Genomic DNA, 17,972 nt, shown 5'->3' with positions numbered 1-17,972 from the left:
GTACTCAAGACTCTGCCTTTGGCAGGGTCTTTTTACTTATTTATGCGATATATCTTAAACAATTGCCTGTAAAGACCGATATAGATAGTAACATACTAAACAGACCACTAATAGAATAAACTACAACTTACACATAATCATATTGAATAAGGAGGTTCTGCATGGATCCAATTACATCTTCAGGAAATATGGGAAGTACAATACCAACTCAACCTACCATCGTTAAAAAAGAAGTAAGTACTGAGCCTAAACCTAATATGGCGATTGAACAAGCTATTATAGCAGCTTCTCAACCTACTCAAGCGACCAAATTACAAAATCAGGAACAGGCTATCAAAGATTTGCAAAAAACGATTGATGCTATTCAGGGGCCACAAAAAGCATTTGAAATCTCAGTGCATCAAGAAACACATGCAATTATGATCAAAGTAAAAAATAAAGAAACAGGCGATTTGATCCGGGAAGTACCTTCTGAAAAAGTTTTGGATGCCTTAGCAAAATTAATGGAAGTTACAGGATTAATTGTCGATAAAAAGGTGTAGGAGGAAAACGATATGGTTACAAGAATTACTGGATTAGCTAGCGGTATGGATATAGATGCAACAGTTACAAAGTTAATGACAGCCGAAAAAGCTCCTCTTACTAAATTAACTCAACAAAAACAATTGGTTGAATGGAAGCGTGAAGGTTATCGCGATGTTAGTACTAAATTAGTTTCTTTTTTAAATGATAAATTAAATAATTTGAGTCTGAGTAGTTCGATTAATGCTCAGAAAGCAACAATCACAGGTAATACCTCTGCTGTTTCTGCTACAGCCACGGGTGCTGCTAGTGGAGGAGTACTGAATGTTTCTGTACAAGGACTAGCTACTGCTACCAATGTGAAATCAACTACTGGAGCAGGTGCTCATGCAAGTACAGATGCTTTATCTACAGTATATAGCGGAAGTGAAACTTCGATTACACTAAATGGTACTTCTATTTCATTTAGTCCTTCAGATTCAATTGATTCATTTATGCAAAAAATAAATTCGAACAAAGACGCTGGAGTTACAGCAGTATTCGATCCTTCAAGTGGTAAAATGTCATTGACTAATAAGGCTACTGGTAATTCTAATCTTACCTTTAGCGGTGAAGCATTGGCAGCATTTGGATTGGATAATACAGCTACTGTAGCTCAAGGTGCAGATGCACAACTTACAGTGAATGGATTGTCGGTTACGCAAAAATCCAATACATTTGCTATGAATGGTGTAACGCTTACACTAAATTCTGTAACACCTACAGGACAATCTACACAAATTAGTGTTTCTGCAGATACAGATAAATTAGTAGCAACTGTACAGTCCTTTGTAGATGCTTATAATGATGTGCTATCTACTTTGAATACGAAAGTCGGCGAAGAGCGTTATCCAAAGTATGCTCCTTTGACTGATGAACAGAAAAAAGATTTGAGTGATGACGAGCAGGCACTTTGGAATAAAAAAGCTAAAAGTGGTATGCTCAAAAATGATGATATGTTACAAAATACTATTTCAAGTATGCGTACAGCTATGATTCAAGGCGTTACTTTAAGTGATGGCAATAAAGTGAGTTTTGCTCAACTTGGTATTACAACTGGAACTTATGAGACTAGAGGTAAACTGACTTTAGATCCTGATAAGCTTAAAACAGCTTTAGAAAAAGATCCTAATATTGTAAATAACTTTTTTGGATCTCAAGACAGTACAGCGCTAAACACGAATAAATATACCGATCAAGATGGCATACTATCTAGAATGAAAAAAGTAGCTAAATCTTCTTTGGAAAGCTTGGCTAGTACTGCAGGTACATCTAAAGTAAGTAGTGATGCTAACTCTACTTTTCTAGTTAATAGTTTAATGGGAACACAAATAACAGGCATGGAAAGACGTATTTCTGATTGGAACAGTCGTCTAAATACTATTGAAACTAATTATTATAAGAAATTTACTGCGATGGAAACTGCTATCAGCCGATATAATACTCAGTCAACTAGTCTTTCGAGTCTTTAAATAAGGAGGTGATAGAGTGATTAAATCACCCTATCAAAAATATCAACAAGCGCAGGCACAGACAGCTTCAAAACCAAAACTTCTAATTATGTTATATGATGGTGCTATTCGATTCGTAAAAGCAGGTATTGAAGGCATTGAAGAAAAAGATTATCAGAAAGCAAATAACAATCTTTGTAAAGCTCAAGCAATTGTACATGAATTAATTTCTTCATTGAATTTTGATTTTCCAATTGCTCATGAATTAATTGTTATTTATGAATATATGTTGCACAGTCTTATTGAAGCGAATATCAAGAAAAATGTTACTCTAGCTGAAGAGGTATTAGTACATTTAGCAGACTTGCGAGAAACTTGGGTAGAAGCAAGTAGAATGCCAGAAGCAGCTAGCGGTGTATAATGATGAGTGCTACTGATCACATTCAAATCCATTTGCAAAAGTTGGAAGAGATCACAACTAATGTAGTGAGTCGCATTTCTATAATAAGTGAAGAAGAACTACTTGATTTTGTCAATGAACGTGAAGTGATTATTGCAGAGATGCAAGCTCATCGAGAATATATCACTGATACCGAAAGACAAGTTATTCAGAAGTTATTAGATTGTGATCCTTTAATTATGCAGAAGTTAAATTATTTTAAAGATGAAGCAGGCCATTGGTTGGAAAAGCAAGGTAATATTCGTAACCAGCACACGGCGTATCATCAAAATTTTGTGAATGATAGTTTTTTTATAGATCGTCTCAAATAAAACACATAAAAATCCACCTAGTTGTTCAGCTAGGTGGATTTTTATGTTAAATGTTCACTTCAATCCTTTTGATTCCGATATACTACATATAGAAAGTAAATTTACGAGCGAATGGTGGTATGATAGTGTCTAATTTAGAACTGAATCAAACCGTACTAGAGCAACGTTTTAACAATGTCGCTCATAAGACTCTTACAATAGACCTTGATTATAATAAAGACAAAGAAATAATCATGGAACCGTGGGATAAAGATGAGGCATGGCTTGAGGCAGTACGAGGATCAGTAGGAGATTTAAATCTTATTTTTGTCTATGGATTCGGACAGGGTCTTGGTATAGCTGATCTTTTGGAAATGTATCCTAATCGTTGGTTATTTGTATATGAGCCTGATGAAGAAGCTTTTATGGAATCAATGAAAAATTACGATTTTAGAGAACTGTTAACGCATCCTAACTTACACTGGTTATCTGTAGGGGAATCGCAACTAAATATGTTATTTTATTTAGTATGTAGCTATATGCAACAAGAGATGGCTTTTGTAGCATTAAGACATTATCTAGATCATGATATGGAAATACTGCATGATATTAAAAAGAAATTTACGGAATATAGTTTTACATTTAATTCAAATAAAAAAACAGAAGAGTTTTTCCGCCAAGATTGGGTGCGTAATAGTCTTTACCAAATGCCAAATATGTTAGCTTCTCCTTCGATTGAACAGTTATTGAATTCTTTTGAAGGAGTCACTGCGGTAATTACAGCTTCCGGTCCTTCCCTGCAAGAAGATATTGAATGGATTGAGCGATTGAAGTCACATGCATTAGTTATTGCAGCAGGTTCAAGTATTCAGGCATTAGTTAAACATGATATTCAACCCCATATGACAGTTATTATGGATGGTAACGAAATTAACAATAAAGTATTTAAAGATCCCAAAACATTAGAAGCCCCTCTATTTCATACGTCGTCAGCGTATTATGAAATATCAGGTAGAAAGCATCATGACTTGATTTATAGCGTAATGGGTAATGATGAATTCTCTCAATATTTAATGGGTTTAAAAAAGGAACAAATTGCGATTTCTTCTACGCCTACTGTAGCAGGAACAGCTATTCAAGCGGCTATTCGTCTGGGTGCTACTCGTATTATTATGATGGGACAAGATTTATCATTCCCGGATAATAAGTATTATGCAGATGGAGTAGGACACGTTGAAGTTAAACATACTGATGTTACAGTCCAAACAGCTACACAAAAGATTTTAAATGTAAAAGGAACTTATAATTTAACCGATTCTAGTTTTCTATTTATGAAGGATAGTTTGGAAGATATCATTAATGCTTATCCATCGGTAGAGTTTATAAATACTACAAAAAATGGTGCAGTTATTGAAGGCACAACATGGATGTCTATAGAAGAAGCTTTTGATATGCTTGCTGATCAGCATATTGAACCACATCCTGTTGAATCTTTGATTGCAAAATCCAAATCAGAAATAAATGGCGATACAAAAGCTTATGTACAAAATAAAATGAATTATGTTATCAATGATCTCAAAGAAATGAAAAAAGAAATATCAGAAATCCAAAAATTGATGAATAAAATTGAAGAGCACAGTCGCACAAAGCCGATGAAAGCTCAAAAAACATTAGAACTTATTGAGCAAAAATGGGGAACAATCGCTAATCGAGAATGGTTTGAACCTATTTTTAACACAGTTATGCCTACAGATTTGAGAGAATTTGATCAACAATTACCTTTTATTGTCACAGAAAAAAATCTGTCTATTAAATGTAAATTAATCAATCAATATTTAGGAAAATTGCTTAAAGATTTAATAGAAAAAGAACCGTTCCTTGAACAATTATTTAGCAAGTCTTTAATTAAAATCAGTGAGATTAGACCGGATCAATTTTCTCAAAGTCACTAATATATTTCTTACATGTCTTACATCCAAGTTAAAGAAATAGGAGAAAAATATGTTCAAAAACAAAGTTGTTTTAGTCACCGGCGGAACTGGATCTATCGGAAGTGAAATTGTTCGTAATATATTATCGCAAGAGCCAAAAGCTGTAAGGATTTATAGCAGAGACGAAAGCAAACAATTTGATATCCAGCAACAATTAAAAGAATATTCTAATGTACGTTATTTGATTGGGGATATTCGTGATCAGAAACGTCTTAGTTATGCGATGGAAGATGTGGATTATATTTTCCATGCAGCTGCACTAAAGCATGTTCCTTCATGTGAGTATAATCCAATGGAAGCTGTTAAAACGAATGTGATTGGTGTACAAAATCTGATCGAAACGGCTTTGGAGCATAATGTTAAAAAAGTTGTAGCAATCAGTACGGATAAAGTGGTGAATCCTACCAATACCATGGGTGCAACCAAACTATTATCAGAACGTTTAATTTCAGCTGCTAATATGTATAAGGGAAGCAAAGATACTGTCTTTTCCTGTGTTCGGTTTGGCAATGTAATGGGATCGAGAGGTTCGGTTATTCCTTTGTTCCGTGATCAAATTGTTAAAGGAAATGCTGTTACAGTTACACATAAAGAAATGACTCGATTTATGATGTCTATTCCACAAGCTGCTCAGTTAGTTATTGATGCGGCAACGTATTCGCAAGGTGGAGAAGTATTTGTTCTAAAAATGCCTATTCTTAAAATTACTGATTTGGCACAATGTCTTATCGATTCTTATGAAGAGGCTTCAGGTATTACATTTAAAGGTTCTATTAATGAAACAGGTATACGCCCTGGTGAGAAGCTGTATGAAGAATTGATGACATTGGATGAATCAGAGCGAGCAATGGAAAATGAAAAAATGTATATCATTCCATCTCTATTTGATACAACAGAATCAGTATATAACGGATTTCAAAAAGCGAAGCATCAAGAGTACTCTTCACATACAGCACCTCAACTATTTATGCCAGAAATAAGATCATTGATTGATCGCAATGGATTAGGATTTGAAAGAGGAGTATTATGAGTTCAAGTACAGGGTGTCTGGCTATTATTCCAGCTCGCGGAGGTTCAAAAGGATTACCTGATAAAAATATACGATTGTTAAATCATAAGCCACTGATTCAGTATAGTATCGAAGCTGCTTTGCAAAGCACTTGTATTACAGAAGTAATAGTGACTACAGATAGTCCCCGGATTGCAGAAGTTGCTCGTGATGCTGGTGCAACTGTTCCTTTTTTGCGTCCGGAAGAACTATCAACAGATGAAGCTAAAAGTATTGATGTATTAGAACATGCAGTAGACTTTTGTGAACAACAGCTTAAACAGTATTATCCATACATTATGCTGTTGCAACCAACTTCTCCTTTGCGGCAGGTGCAAGATATTGAACAAGCATTTGCTACTTTTCTGCAATATGAAGCTGATTCTTTGCAAAGTGTTACTTTATCATCTAGTCATCCTTATTTATTAAGAGAATTACAGGACGAACAACTAGTCCCTTATCTAAAACATCAAGATTCTCATTTACGTAGACAAGATTTACAAGATGTATATGCGCTTAATGGTGCTATTTATATTATGAAAAGAGATGTATTATGTATCGATCATTCTTTAGTAGGCGCTCGTAATTATGGATATATTATGCCAGAGGAACGTTCTATAGATATTGATACTGATTTTGATTTGAAGTTAGCTCAATTTATGCTAACAACAAATGATCGATCGAATTGAAAAAAATGGGGGTGTGATAATGTCGGTACAAAGCCTTTTTTCGGATAGTAATACTTCTACTTACATCATTGCCGAGATAGGTGTTAACCATAATGGTTCTATGGATTTGGCTTTACAATGTATTGATCAAGCTGTAGAGAGCGGAGCAGATGCAGTAAAATTTCAGACTTTTAAAAGCGAACATCTAGTGACCAAACATGCACAGAAAGCTGATTATCAGACAAACAATACATCATCTACAGAAAGCCAGCTAGAAATGTTACAAAAGTTAGAATTAAGCTTTGATAATTTTATTGTGCTTAAAGAGTACTGCGATGAGAAAAATATCGATTTTTTATCGACTCCTTTTGACGAAGAAAGTGCTACATTTCTAGATTCTATTGGTATTGATGCTTTTAAAATTGGTTCTGGCGATATGAATAACATTCCTTTTCTAGAGCAAATTAATAAGTATAAGCGACCAGTCTTATTATCTACAGGAATGTCGAATTTGGAAGAGGTTCGTGAACCATTAGCTACCCTAAAGGATTGTTCTGTAGCCATTCTTCATTGTACTTCAGACTATCCTGCTCCTTTGGAAGATGTGAATTTAAATGCGATCCGCACATTACACAAAGAATACCGTCAAGTAACTGGTTATTCAGATCATACTTCGGGTATTGAAATTGCAATAGCAGCTACTGTAATAGGCGCGCGTATTATTGAGAAGCATTTTACATTAGATCGTTCTTTACCAGGACCTGATCATAAAGCTTCGCTAGAACCATCTGATTTTGCAAAAATGGTTCAGGCTATACGCAATGTAGAACAAGCACTGGGAGACGGAATCAAAAGATGTATGCCTTCAGAAGAAAATACCAAAATTGTAGCTAGAAAAAGTATTGTAATGGCTAGTGCTCAGCAAGCAGGACATATCTTATCTTCAACTGATCTTGCTATCAAACGTCCGGGTACAGGTATTGAACCTCGATTTTATCAAAAATTAATTGGTAAGCAATTAACGCATGATGTGCTAGAAGATCAATTATTACAATGGGATGATCTCAAATGAAAAAAGTACTTGTAGTAACAGGAACAAGAGCGGACTATGGTATATATTTTCCTATTTTACAAGCAATACAAGAAGAGCCTGAGTTAGATTTGCAATTGCTAGTCACAGGTATGCATTTATCTCCACAATACGGATATACCATAAGTCATATTGAAAAAGATGGTTTTACAGTATCGGCCAAAGTAGATTGTCTACTCCAATCACCGACTCACGCCAATATGGCTAAGTCTATTGGGCTTGCTATTGTAGGTATGAGTCAGGCGATAGAAACATTATTACCTGATTGTGTTCTTGTATTGGGAGATCGAGGTGAAATGCTAGCTGCGTCTATTGTTGCAACACATATGAATATTCCTCTTTTTCATTTACATGGTGGGGAAGTTTCAGGAACGATTGATGAGTCTGTCAGACATGCAATTAGCAAATTAGCTCATATTCACTTAGCAGCTACAGAAGGTAGCCGTGAGCGCTTAATAAAGCTTGGTGAAAATGATTGGCGTATTCATGTTGTAGGAGCCCCTCGAATTGAAACTATGCTAAATACACCTTTGCCTGATTTCGAACAGGTTAAAATTAAATATGGATTAGATCATATCAGCCAATATCTATTGTTTATTTATCATCCAGTAACAACAGAACAAGCAAATATAAAAGAATTAGAACGTATGCTGGAAAAATTGGTAGCTACCTCGAAAGATATTGTTTGCGTTATGCCTAATTCAGATGCAGGTACAGATCAGATTATTCAAGTTTATCAAAAGTATCAACATAATCCTCACTTTTATCAGATTACGAGTTTTGAACAACTAGATTACTTAACGATGTTGAAGCATGCTGAAGCCCTTATAGGTAATTCTTCTTCAGGAATTATCGAAGCTGCTTCTTTTGCTATCCCTGTTATTAATATAGGTAGTCGTCAAGAAGGCAGAGAACGCTCGGCAAATATTATTGATATTTCTGAGAGTGCTGAACAACTGGATCAGGCTCTTCAACACGTTTTATCAGATTCTTTTAAACAGAACTTAAATTCTACCGATAATGTATATAGCAAAAAAAATACCAGTATGAACATTGTAAATCTATTCAAACAATTTTCTAAATCCGATGCATTAATTCAGAAAATGATTACGTATTAAGGAGTGTAATTTTTGAGTTATATCATCTATGGAGCGGGTGGTCATGCAAAAGTAATTATAGATATCTTGCATGCCAATCACGAAATGATTATTGGAGTTGTCGATGATCATTTTAAGGCCAAGGAATTTAAAGGTATTCCTGTACTAGGAAAAAGTGAAGATATCAAACGAATTGTTAAAGATTATCCAGATGCTCGATTTCTAGTAGCTATCGGGAATAATAATATTCGAATGAATATTGTTAAACAATTAGAATATTTCAATATAAAATGGGGAACAGCAATTCATCCTAGTGCAATTATCGGTTCTGAAGTCACGATTGGTGAAGGAACAGTTATGATGCCCAATGTAGTAGTAAATGCAGATAGTGTAATCGGCAAGCATACTATTTTAAATACTGCGACTACAGTAGATCATGACTGCTCTATTGCAGATTATGTTCATTTATCTCCTGGTGTTCATACTGCGGGTGGAGTGTCTATTGGTGAACGTACACATATTGGTATAGCTGCTAGTCTGATTCCAGGTGTTCATGTCGGTAAAGATACTATTGTAGGCGCTTCTTCGTGCGTTCTTTCTGATTTGCCAGATGAGATTGTAGCAGTAGGGTGCCCGGCGAAAATGATTAAAAATTTAAAGGATAAAGGATGAGTAAGTATGGCAGATCGTGAAAGAATTTACTTGTCTTCTCCACATATGAGTGGACTGGAACAACAGTATATTACAGAAGCTTTTGATAGCAATTGGGTTGCACCACTTGGTAAAAATGTAGATTCTTTCGAAGAAGAGATAGCGAGTTATGTAGGCAGTGCAGGAGCAGTTGCTTTGAGCTCAGGTACAGCAGCTATTCACCTTGCCTTAATTTTACTAGATATAAGCAGAGACGATATCGTATTTTGTTCTTCGCTTACTTTTATTGCAAGTGCTAATCCTATTTTGTATCAGTCAGCTACACCTGTATTTATTGATTCAGAGCCAGATAGTTGGAATATGTCGCCAGTAGCATTAGAACAAGCTCTTACAGAATACGCAGCTAAAGGCAAAAAACCTAAAGCTGTTATTATTGTGAATCTATATGGACAAAGTGCAGATTATGATCGTTTGAAAGCGATATGTGATGCATATGAAGTTCCAATTGTAGAAGATGCCGCAGAATCTTTGGGAGCTACATATAAACAGCAAATGAGTGGAACTTTAGGTAAGTTCGGTATTTTCTCTTTTAACGGCAATAAAATTATAACCACTTCGGGTGGAGGTATGTTGGTTTCGGAAGATTTATCACTGCTAGAAAAAGCAAGATTCTATGCTACTCAAGCTAGAGATCAAGCGAAACATTATCAGCATAGTCAACTTGGATATAATTATAGACTTAGCAATATCCTTGCTGGAATAGGTAGAGGTCAGCTTCAAATATTAAATGAACGGATTGTACAAAAAAGGAATATATTTGACTACTATCAAAATGAACTATCAACAATTCAAAGTATTCAATTTATGCCAGAAACCTCTTTTGGAAAATCTACACGTTGGTTAACTACTGCTTGGATTGATCCGAAGCAATCGTCTGTGTCAGTCAGCGATATTATTACTCATTTAGAGACCTACAATATTGAGTCTAGACCTGTATGGAAACCATTACATCTACAACCTTTATTTCAAGAGTGTGCTTACTATACACATCAAGAACAAGATATCAGTGCCACCTTATTTAATCAAGGGATTTGCTTACCTTCTGATACTAATATGTCTTTACAACAACAAGAATTTATTGTGCAACAGTTGAAAGATATTTTCTAAGCTATATATTGAGAAGAATCGAGATGAGAAGTTATGAGAAAATATCCAATTCAACAAAGTATTCATTATTTATCTGCACTATATCAAGATATCAAAACAGATTTTGAAAACAACAATGTAGTAAATTTACAAAATAATATCGAAAAATACGAAAAATCGAACAGTGATGCTCATCTAATCTCAATCAAAAGTAACGCTTATTTTCAATTAGGAGAATATCAAAAAGCTGAAGCTGTTCTTCTACAAGGCTTAAAAGAATATCCTTTTCATTTTGATATCAATTTGAATGCAGGGATAGTCTACGAAATGCAAACCAAATTAGAGATGAGTCTCTGCTATTACATTCAAGCTCATAAATTCTCCAAAACTAAAGAAGAGCGTGATCTTGCTGAAACTTATATCAATCGTATGAACTTGCTATTAAAAGAAGTATATGAAAATGAACCTAATGAATTAGTAAAAATTTTCAATCTAGGTAATCGTCTGCTTCAAGAAAAAGATTATCGTTCTTTTCCTTTAGATGCTTATCAACAAAGTACAATACGCCAATTGATGGCTTCAGACACTGTTAATCCTTACATGACTAATATGTATAAGAGCTTCAATATTCATAATGTGGATCAAAAAAATAGATTTGATTATGCTACAGAAACACTTCCGGGAAATGTGTACTCCTCCCATCACGAGATTATATTAGATCAACCTACTATTTTGCCTGTTTCTGTTTTAGATACACAGACTAGCCTTAGTTTTGAACTTAATAAAAAAGTATATTCTTTTGCAAATAACGATTTATTTTACAATTCACATCAATATTTAAGATTTAATGAGACTGGTACTTTGAAAATAAAAACGGATAAACCTGTCTTTATTGGGAAACCTTTATCTATCACAGACAGTCCTCTATCTAAAAAATTAGTTGTTAATATCTTTGTTGATGGTGTATCCGGTGCATTTATACAGAAACATCACTTATCAGAATTAATGCCTAATACGTATAACTACTTCAAAAATAGCTTTATCACCAATGATTGTTACGCTACTAGCGAATGGACATTTCCAAGTGTAGCGAGTATGTATACAGGAAAATATACAACCAATCATCATATTTTTCATCCAGATTTCAATTATGATTTTGCAAGCAACAATAAAATGATGCAAGAGTATTTTAAAGAAGCTGGTTATATGACGACTCAAATCGGTGGAGATTGGCGTGTTACTCCAGCACATGGTTATCATAAAGGATTTGACCGTATTATTTATAAAAACTTTATGAGTGGTGGTATGGATACTGCCAATATTGTTAGTGAAACCTTAGAACATCTGGAAGCATTTAAAGGAAAAAATAATTTCTTGTGGATATCACTTGCAGATCTACATCATGTTCCTGATGATATTGATCAAAACTTAATGACTCAAGTACAGCTTGATATTAGTGAAAGAGTGAAACGAGATACTAAAGGTCCAACAACAGTACTTACTCCTTTTGACACCAATAAACATGATAAATATATCAATGAAATCAAACGAATTGATTTTTATTTGAATACATTATATGAGTACTTTAATAACAATTATCAAGATGAAGAGGTTTTAATTGTTTTACATTCAGATCATGGACAGTCTTTTTTAGAAAATACAGATATTTTACTTAACGAAAGTAGACGCAAAGTTCCATTAATGATCAAAGGTGGATCTACACCAGTTGGAACATCTAATGAATTGATGGCTACAATAGATATTTTACCAACCCTGCTTCATTTAGCTCAATTGCCAGCTGCAACAGAGATTGATGGTCAATTGCCTGTCATATTCGGTGGCGATAGCGCTCGAACATTTACTTATACAGAAGCGATTCATCCAAATCAGACCTATAAAGCAGCTTTGACCGATGATACGCATCATGTTTACTTTGAGAACGGAACGGCTATTCAAAACGATGGCTTAATTGATCTTAATCAGTACACTCTTCGATTGATTAACAAAGTGACAGGGGAAGACGAAACAGAAGCACTTGCAGATCGAGCAGATTATTATGAACAGATCATATGGGAACATGTTCAGAGCAATGCTAAATTTTAATCAGATATTGTTTGAGACTTACCACTAACTTAAAGACAAGGATGAAATAACTATGAAAAAAACGCAAATGCTCAAACAAATGATTACTAGCTCTGAACTTGATTTTATTATGGAAGCTCATAACGGAATATCTGCCAAAATTGTAGAAGAAGCAGGATTCAAAGGGATCTGGGGAAGTGGATTGACAATTTCTGCTTCTCTAGGTGTACGGGACAACAACGAAGCTTCATGGACGCAAGTTCTTGATGTAATGGAATATATGAATGATGCAACATCTCTTCCTATTTTACTAGATGGTGATACCGGTTATGGTAACTTCAACAACATGCGCAGATTAGTACGTAAGTTAGAACAACGCGGAGTAGCTGGTGTATGTATTGAAGATAAATTATTCCCTAAAACCAACTCTTTTATTTCTGGAGAAACACAACCTTTAGCAGATATCGAAGAATTTTGTGGCAAAATTCAAGCGGCTAAAGAAACACAACTTGATGACGATTTTTGCGTAGTCGCACGTTTAGAATCTTTTATTGCTGGTTGGGGATTGGATGAAGCTTTACGCCGTGCAGAAGCGTATCGGTTAGCAGGAGCAGATGCAATTTTGGTACACAGTAAAAAGGCGGATAGTTCAGATATTGAAGCCTTTATGAAAGAATGGGGCAATCGCCATCCCATCGTGATTGTACCGACCAAATATTACTCAACACCTACCGATCAATTTAGAGATATGGGGATCAATATGGTAATCTGGGCGAACCATACTCTTCGTTCTGCTATTCAATCGATGCAACAAACAGTCCAACAAATTTATCGCGATCAATCCTTGATCAATGTTGAAGGCAAAATTACAACTGTTTCTGAAGTGTTCAGCTTACAAGGAGCAGATGAATTAAAAGAAGCAGAAAAACGATATTTGCCAACATCCGGCAAAAAGATTAATGCTGTTATTTTGGCAGCGAGTCAAGGTAGCCTGGGTGAACTGACCAAAGATACACCGAAAACGATGTTAAAAGTGAATGGCAAACCTATATTAAGTAGACAAATTGATGATCTTAACAAAGTAGGTATTAAAGATATTGCTGTCGTGCGTGGATTTGCTAAAGACCAAATCGCGTTAAATAATATCGCCACGATAGATAATGATCACTATGCTTCTACACAAGAGTTGAGTTCTTTATATCTCGCTAAAGACAAAATAGCAGGTAGCGCTACTCTAATCAGTTACGGAGATATTATCTACAAAAATTATATTTTAAATGATCTATTGAATGATGAAAATGATATTACGATTGTAGTCGATGCTGATCCTGAATTGTCTGGTAAGCCTCAAGATTTGGTAGTGTCTGAAAAGCCGTACTCACGTAATATGTATTCGACTGCTGTGAAGCTTGTTAGTATTAGCGAGTCTAACGATTACAACTCATTTAATGGAGAGTTTATTGGATTATGGAAAGTCTCGCAAAAAGGTGCTGAAGCGGTTAAAGCCATATTAGATCAATTAGCACAACAATCGAATTTTAATCAATTAACAGTAGTAGATCTTTTTAATGAATTAGTTAAAGAGCATCCTATAGCTATCAAATTTATTAAAGGGGATTGGCTGAATATTGATAGCATTGTTGATTTGCAAAAAGCGGGTGAACTGCTGTGATCGAAACAAAAGTTTTTGGTGAAGAGTTAAAGCGATTGGGGTTCGATTTTTTTACAGGTGTACCTTGTTCTTTTCTCAAAGACCTCATCAATTATGCGATTAATGAATGTGATTATGTAGGAGCTGCTAATGAAGGTGATGCTGTTGCTATTGCTAGTGGAGCCTATTTGGGAGGACGCAAAGCTGTCGTATTGATGCAGAATTCAGGTCTAACCAATGCAGTCTCGCCGCTTACGTCATTAAATTATACCTTTAAATTACCTGTGCTTGGATTTGTCAGTCTGCGCGGAGAAGCAGGAGTAGCCGATGAACCTCAACATGAGTTGATGGGACAGATTACTACTCAAATGCTAGATCTTATGCAGGTGAAGTGGGCTTATCTTGCTGATGAATGGGAAGAAGCGCAAGTTCAATTGCAACAGGCAGATAATTATATTGCTCAAAATCAGACCTTCTTTTTTGTAGTTAAAAAAGGAACGTTTAACAAAGAAGCATTAAAACAATCTACACATGTCTTAACTCATCAACCTAGTACTGTAAATCGTCCTACTGATACGGAGTCTCCAAGACTCACTCGATTTCAAGTATTGGATACTATTAATCGCTTAAAAGATGCCAGTTCGATTCAATTAGCGACTACTGGATTTACAGGTAGAGAACTATATGAAGTAGAAGATTCTGCTCAAAATTTGTATATGGTAGGTTCAATGGGCTGTATCAGTTCACTCGGGCTAGGAGTATCATTAGCACAACCTTCCAAAAAAGTGATAGCTATCGATGGAGATGGCGCTTTATTAATGAGAATGGGTAATCTAGCGACTAACGGACAATACGGGCCTTCCAATATGCTACATGTTGTATTGGATAACCAGTGTCACGATTCTACAGGTGGTCAAGATACCGTATCAGCGACGATCGATTTTGCTGCGATCGCTGCTGGATGTGGATATGATCATGTTGAAGTGGTCTATACCACTGAGCAATTAGAAACAGCGATTACATTATGGCAACAACAGCCGCAACTTACATTCATCTATATACCAACGATCAAAGGTGCGAAAGATAATTTGAGTCGTCCGAGTATTAAGCCTTACGAAGTGAAAGAAAGGCTGGTGAAGTATATCAATGGCTGATTGGAAAGAGATTTGGTCACGTACCCGACAACTTCCAGCAGAAAAACAAGATTTACAATTTTTAATTGAAGCAGATGGTTTTAATTCAGGTGCAGGCAAAATTGCTGCGCCTGATTGGCTAGCTTATACGGCATATGTCACTCAATTAGCACAGATTTCTCCTGATGATTCGATTTACGAAATTGGTTGTGGTAGTGGAGCATTTTTGTATCCTTTTTATCAACAAGGACATGCTGTAGGTGGAATCGACTATTCTGCTAGTCTGATCGAAATTGCAAATATGGTAATGCCAGCGATGAACTTTGAGGTTCAAGAAGCTTTACAATTGGATCTAACTCACGCCTATGATGTTGTGATCGCGAATAGCGTTTTTCAATATTTTCCTTCGTTAACGTATGCTACAGAAGTGATTGAACGTATGTATGCGAAAGCGAACAAAAGAGTGATTTTACTCGATCTGAATGATATTGCTTTTGAAGAGGAAGCATTAGCGATTCGTAAAGGTGCTCTATCTGAAGGAGAATACGAAGAAAAGTACAAAGGGTTGGATCATTTGTTTTACGATCGCACTTTTGTAGAGCAACTTATGCAAGGTAAACATGCCAGTGTTCAATCTAGTGATCAACAGATTCAGAATTACGGTAACAACAAATTTCGATTTAATGTGGTGATTGAGAAATGGTAAATACAGCCGTTATTGTAGCAGCAGGGTTAGGTAGCCGATTAAAAGAACGTACAACTCATCAACCTAAAGGATTTGTTGAAATCGACGGGCTTGCTATAGTCGAACGTTCTATCCAACAATTAATTGCTTCCGGGATAGAGCATATTGTGATAGGAACAGGATACCTTTCGGCGTTTTATGAAGAATTGGCTAGGAAATATCCTCAAATCAATTGTGTCCACAACAAAGACTATCAAGATAGCGGTAGTATGTATACGTTATACCAGATGAGAGATACGCTAGACTCAGATTTTCTATTATTGGAGTCTGATTTATTGTATGATCCATCAGGATTAAAATATCTACTGCATGATTCTACGCAAGATATTATTCTAGCTAGTGGCACAACTCATTCCAACGATGAAGTCTATATTGAATATGATCATAATCATTTTCTTGTTAATATGTCTAAACAGTTATCTGTATTAAAAAGCGCTGATGCTGAACTTGTAGGTATTTGCAAAATTTCAATAGATACGTACAAACGCATGTGTCAGTGGTCAGCAGAGGTATTTGCCCAGCACTGGAAATGGGATTATGAACAAGCACTAGTGGCTGTAAGTAAAAACAAACCATTGCTAGTTCAAAAAATAGAGCATTATGTATGGTGTGAAATTGATACCGAAGAACATCTAGTGCGTGCAAAGCAAGACATTTACCCTAGATTACAACATATCACAGAGCAGTCTTTTCCAGTTCGGCGCAATATTTTACTTAATCCAGGCCCGGCGACTACAACGGATACTGTAAAATTAGCTCAAGTGATCCCTGATATTTGCCCGCGTGAAACCGAATTTGGTGAATTGATGAAGTGGACAGCAGATCAATTGACTTCTTTTGTCGCACCTACAGATCAATTTACGACTGTATTATTTGGTGGATCTGGAACTGCTGCTGTAGAAGCTGTGCTTAGTTCTGTTGTAGGTGAAGGTAAATTGTTGATTATTAGTAATGGTGCTTATGGTGAACGTATGGCTGAGATTGTAGGCGCTTATGGAATCGATCATGAGGTGTTCGCTAGTTCTCCTATTATGCCATTAGCTTTTGACGAGATTGAACAGGTATTACAACATAACTCTAATGTATTTACACATGTAGCAGTTGTGCATCACGAAACAACCAGTGGCATTTTAAATGATATCCATAAGCTGGGTCAACTATGTGCACGTTATAATATAGATCTGATAGTGGATGCGATGAGTTCGTATGGTGCTATTCCTATTGATATGCTTCACAGTCATATTTCGTTTTTGATATCCAGTTCGAATAAAAATTTGCAAGGAATGGCGGGTATTAGTTTTGTGATTGCGAACCGGGCCAAACTGCGAGCGTTACAAAACCATACTCCTCGTAACTATTATCTCAATTTATATCGACAATACGAATATTTTGAAAAAACAGGACAGATGCGTTTTACTCCACCTGTGCAGACCTTTTATGCATTGAAGCAAGCTATTATCGAGACACAACAAGAAGGTGTAGCAGAGCGATATCAGCGGTATACACGTTCATGGGAAACGTTGATTGCAGGCTTGGATCAATTAGAGCTTCAATATCTAGTGCCATTAGAGCACCATTCCAAAATTATTACGACGATTCAAGAACCGACTATAGATGGATACGATTTTGATCAAATGCACGATTATTTATATCGTTATGGGATTACGATTTATCCAGGTAAAATTGGTAAATTATCTTCTTTCCGTATTGCTAATATTGGGGAGATTGATCATCAAGATATCACTTATTTCCTCGAAAAGTTAAGCGATTATTTGAATACGATTCGTTAAAAATAAACGGGTTGCGTAATAGAACTATTTACGGATAATAAGCAATCATGTATATTCAAATTATAAAAACACGTAAATAACAATCAAATGTTTAAAATGTAATAAAATACCATGAAAG

Annotated in this window: 16 protein-coding genes; all 16 read left to right on the top strand. The window is 35.6% G+C overall.

Annotated elements, in window-relative coordinates:
- Positions 1-161: 161 nt before the first annotated feature.
- The 16 genes from QE450_RS17000 to QE450_RS16925 all read left to right on the top strand — a co-directional run bounded on the left by QE450_RS17000 (position 162) and on the right by QE450_RS16925 (position 17,854).
- The gene (locus QE450_RS17000; protein ID WP_307300780.1) at positions 162-542 is read left to right on the top strand and encodes a flagellar protein FlaG; all 381 of its coding nucleotides are present in this window, start codon (positions 162-164) and stop codon (positions 540-542) included.
- A 12-nt stretch (positions 543-554) separates the two neighbouring features.
- A complete protein-coding gene (gene fliD / locus QE450_RS16995) occupies positions 555-2,033 on the top strand; it encodes a flagellar filament capping protein FliD (RefSeq protein WP_307300778.1) in 1,479 nt (492 codons plus the stop codon).
- Positions 2,034-2,049: 16 nt separating this feature from the next.
- Complete coding sequence (gene fliS, locus QE450_RS16990; RefSeq protein ID WP_273613746.1) at positions 2,050-2,433, top strand: flagellar export chaperone FliS; 384 nt, start codon at positions 2,050-2,052, stop codon at positions 2,431-2,433.
- A gap of 2 nt (positions 2,434-2,435) precedes the next feature.
- Positions 2,436-2,783 (top strand): hypothetical protein, encoded by a 348-nt coding sequence (locus tag QE450_RS16985; RefSeq protein WP_307300775.1) that lies wholly within the window; start codon positions 2,436-2,438, stop codon positions 2,781-2,783.
- 119 nt (positions 2,784-2,902) lie between these two features.
- Positions 2,903-4,714 (top strand): motility associated factor glycosyltransferase family protein, encoded by a 1,812-nt coding sequence (locus QE450_RS16980; protein WP_307300774.1) that lies wholly within the window; start codon positions 2,903-2,905, stop codon positions 4,712-4,714.
- Positions 4,715-4,763: 49 nt separating this feature from the next.
- Entirely contained in the window at positions 4,764-5,783 is a 1,020-nt protein-coding gene (locus tag QE450_RS16975) for a UDP-N-acetylglucosamine 4,6-dehydratase family protein (protein WP_273613743.1), read from the top strand.
- Positions 5,780-6,490: an acylneuraminate cytidylyltransferase family protein gene (locus tag QE450_RS16970; protein ID WP_307300771.1), complete on the top strand. Its 711-nt coding sequence runs from the start codon at positions 5,780-5,782 to the stop codon at positions 6,488-6,490. Before QE450_RS16975 ends, QE450_RS16970 begins: the two co-directional genes overlap by 4 nt.
- A 19-nt stretch (positions 6,491-6,509) precedes the next feature.
- Positions 6,510-7,541: an N-acetylneuraminate synthase gene (gene neuB / locus QE450_RS16965; protein ID WP_307300769.1), complete on the top strand. Its 1,032-nt coding sequence runs from the start codon at positions 6,510-6,512 to the stop codon at positions 7,539-7,541.
- A complete protein-coding gene (gene neuC / locus QE450_RS16960; RefSeq protein WP_307300767.1) occupies positions 7,538-8,677 on the top strand; it encodes a UDP-N-acetylglucosamine 2-epimerase in 1,140 nt (379 codons plus the stop codon). The genes neuB and neuC overlap by 4 nt, the downstream gene beginning before the upstream one ends.
- Before the next feature lie 12 nt (positions 8,678-8,689).
- Positions 8,690-9,328 (top strand): acetyltransferase, encoded by a 639-nt coding sequence (locus QE450_RS16955; protein WP_307300766.1) that lies wholly within the window; start codon positions 8,690-8,692, stop codon positions 9,326-9,328.
- Positions 9,329-9,334: 6 nt separating this feature from the next.
- Positions 9,335-10,474, top strand: coding sequence for a DegT/DnrJ/EryC1/StrS family aminotransferase (locus QE450_RS16950; protein ID WP_307300764.1), 1,140 nt, complete (start codon positions 9,335-9,337; stop codon positions 10,472-10,474).
- 33 nt (positions 10,475-10,507) lie between these two features.
- Positions 10,508-12,556, top strand: a complete 2,049-nt coding sequence (locus QE450_RS16945; RefSeq protein WP_273613737.1) for a sulfatase-like hydrolase/transferase — start codon at positions 10,508-10,510, stop codon at positions 12,554-12,556.
- Between the two features lie 52 nt (positions 12,557-12,608).
- A complete protein-coding gene (gene aepX, locus QE450_RS16940) occupies positions 12,609-14,207 on the top strand; it encodes a phosphoenolpyruvate mutase (protein WP_273613736.1) in 1,599 nt (532 codons plus the stop codon).
- Positions 14,207-15,340, top strand: a complete 1,134-nt coding sequence (gene aepY, locus QE450_RS16935; RefSeq protein WP_307302739.1) for a phosphonopyruvate decarboxylase — start codon at positions 14,207-14,209, stop codon at positions 15,338-15,340. Before aepX ends, aepY begins: the two co-directional genes overlap by 1 nt.
- Complete coding sequence (locus tag QE450_RS16930) at positions 15,333-16,025, top strand: class I SAM-dependent methyltransferase (protein WP_307300760.1); 693 nt, start codon at positions 15,333-15,335, stop codon at positions 16,023-16,025. Before aepY ends, QE450_RS16930 begins: the two co-directional genes overlap by 8 nt.
- Entirely contained in the window at positions 16,019-17,854 is a 1,836-nt protein-coding gene (locus QE450_RS16925; RefSeq protein ID WP_307300758.1) for a 2-aminoethylphosphonate aminotransferase, read from the top strand. Before QE450_RS16930 ends, QE450_RS16925 begins: the two co-directional genes overlap by 7 nt.
- Positions 17,855-17,972: the final 118 nt, after the last annotated feature.

The sequence above is a fragment of the Paenibacillus sp. SORGH_AS_0306 genome (assembly GCF_030819345.1).
Lineage (GTDB): Bacteria > Bacillota > Bacilli > Paenibacillales > Paenibacillaceae > Saccharibacillus > Saccharibacillus kyungheensis.
The sequence above is the reverse complement of the archived record's forward strand: the minus strand, read 5'-3'. Positions and strand labels throughout refer to the sequence as shown.

Bases quoted from the DNA above. Each gene is read 5' to 3' on its own strand.
- QE450_RS17000 (WP_307300780.1), top strand. From the start codon at position 162: ATGGATCCAATTACATCTTCAGGAAATATGGGAAGTACAATACCAACT.
- fliD (WP_307300778.1), top strand. From the start codon at position 555: ATGGTTACAAGAATTACTGGATTAGCTAGCGGTATGGATATAGATGCA.
- QE450_RS16985 (WP_307300775.1), top strand. From the start codon at position 2,436: ATGAGTGCTACTGATCACATTCAAATCCATTTGCAAAAGTTGGAAGAG.
- QE450_RS16980 (WP_307300774.1), top strand. From the start codon at position 2,903: ATGATAGTGTCTAATTTAGAACTGAATCAAACCGTACTAGAGCAACGT.
- QE450_RS16975 (WP_273613743.1), top strand. From the start codon at position 4,764: ATGTTCAAAAACAAAGTTGTTTTAGTCACCGGCGGAACTGGATCTATC.
- QE450_RS16970 (WP_307300771.1), top strand. From the start codon at position 5,780: ATGAGTTCAAGTACAGGGTGTCTGGCTATTATTCCAGCTCGCGGAGGT.
- neuB (WP_307300769.1), top strand. From the start codon at position 6,510: ATGTCGGTACAAAGCCTTTTTTCGGATAGTAATACTTCTACTTACATC.
- neuC (WP_307300767.1), top strand. From the start codon at position 7,538: ATGAAAAAAGTACTTGTAGTAACAGGAACAAGAGCGGACTATGGTATA.
- QE450_RS16950 (WP_307300764.1), top strand. From the start codon at position 9,335: ATGGCAGATCGTGAAAGAATTTACTTGTCTTCTCCACATATGAGTGGA.
- QE450_RS16945 (WP_273613737.1), top strand. From the start codon at position 10,508: ATGAGAAAATATCCAATTCAACAAAGTATTCATTATTTATCTGCACTA.
- aepX (WP_273613736.1), top strand. From the start codon at position 12,609: ATGAAAAAAACGCAAATGCTCAAACAAATGATTACTAGCTCTGAACTT.
- QE450_RS16930 (WP_307300760.1), top strand. From the start codon at position 15,333: ATGGCTGATTGGAAAGAGATTTGGTCACGTACCCGACAACTTCCAGCA.
- QE450_RS16925 (WP_307300758.1), top strand. From the start codon at position 16,019: ATGGTAAATACAGCCGTTATTGTAGCAGCAGGGTTAGGTAGCCGATTA.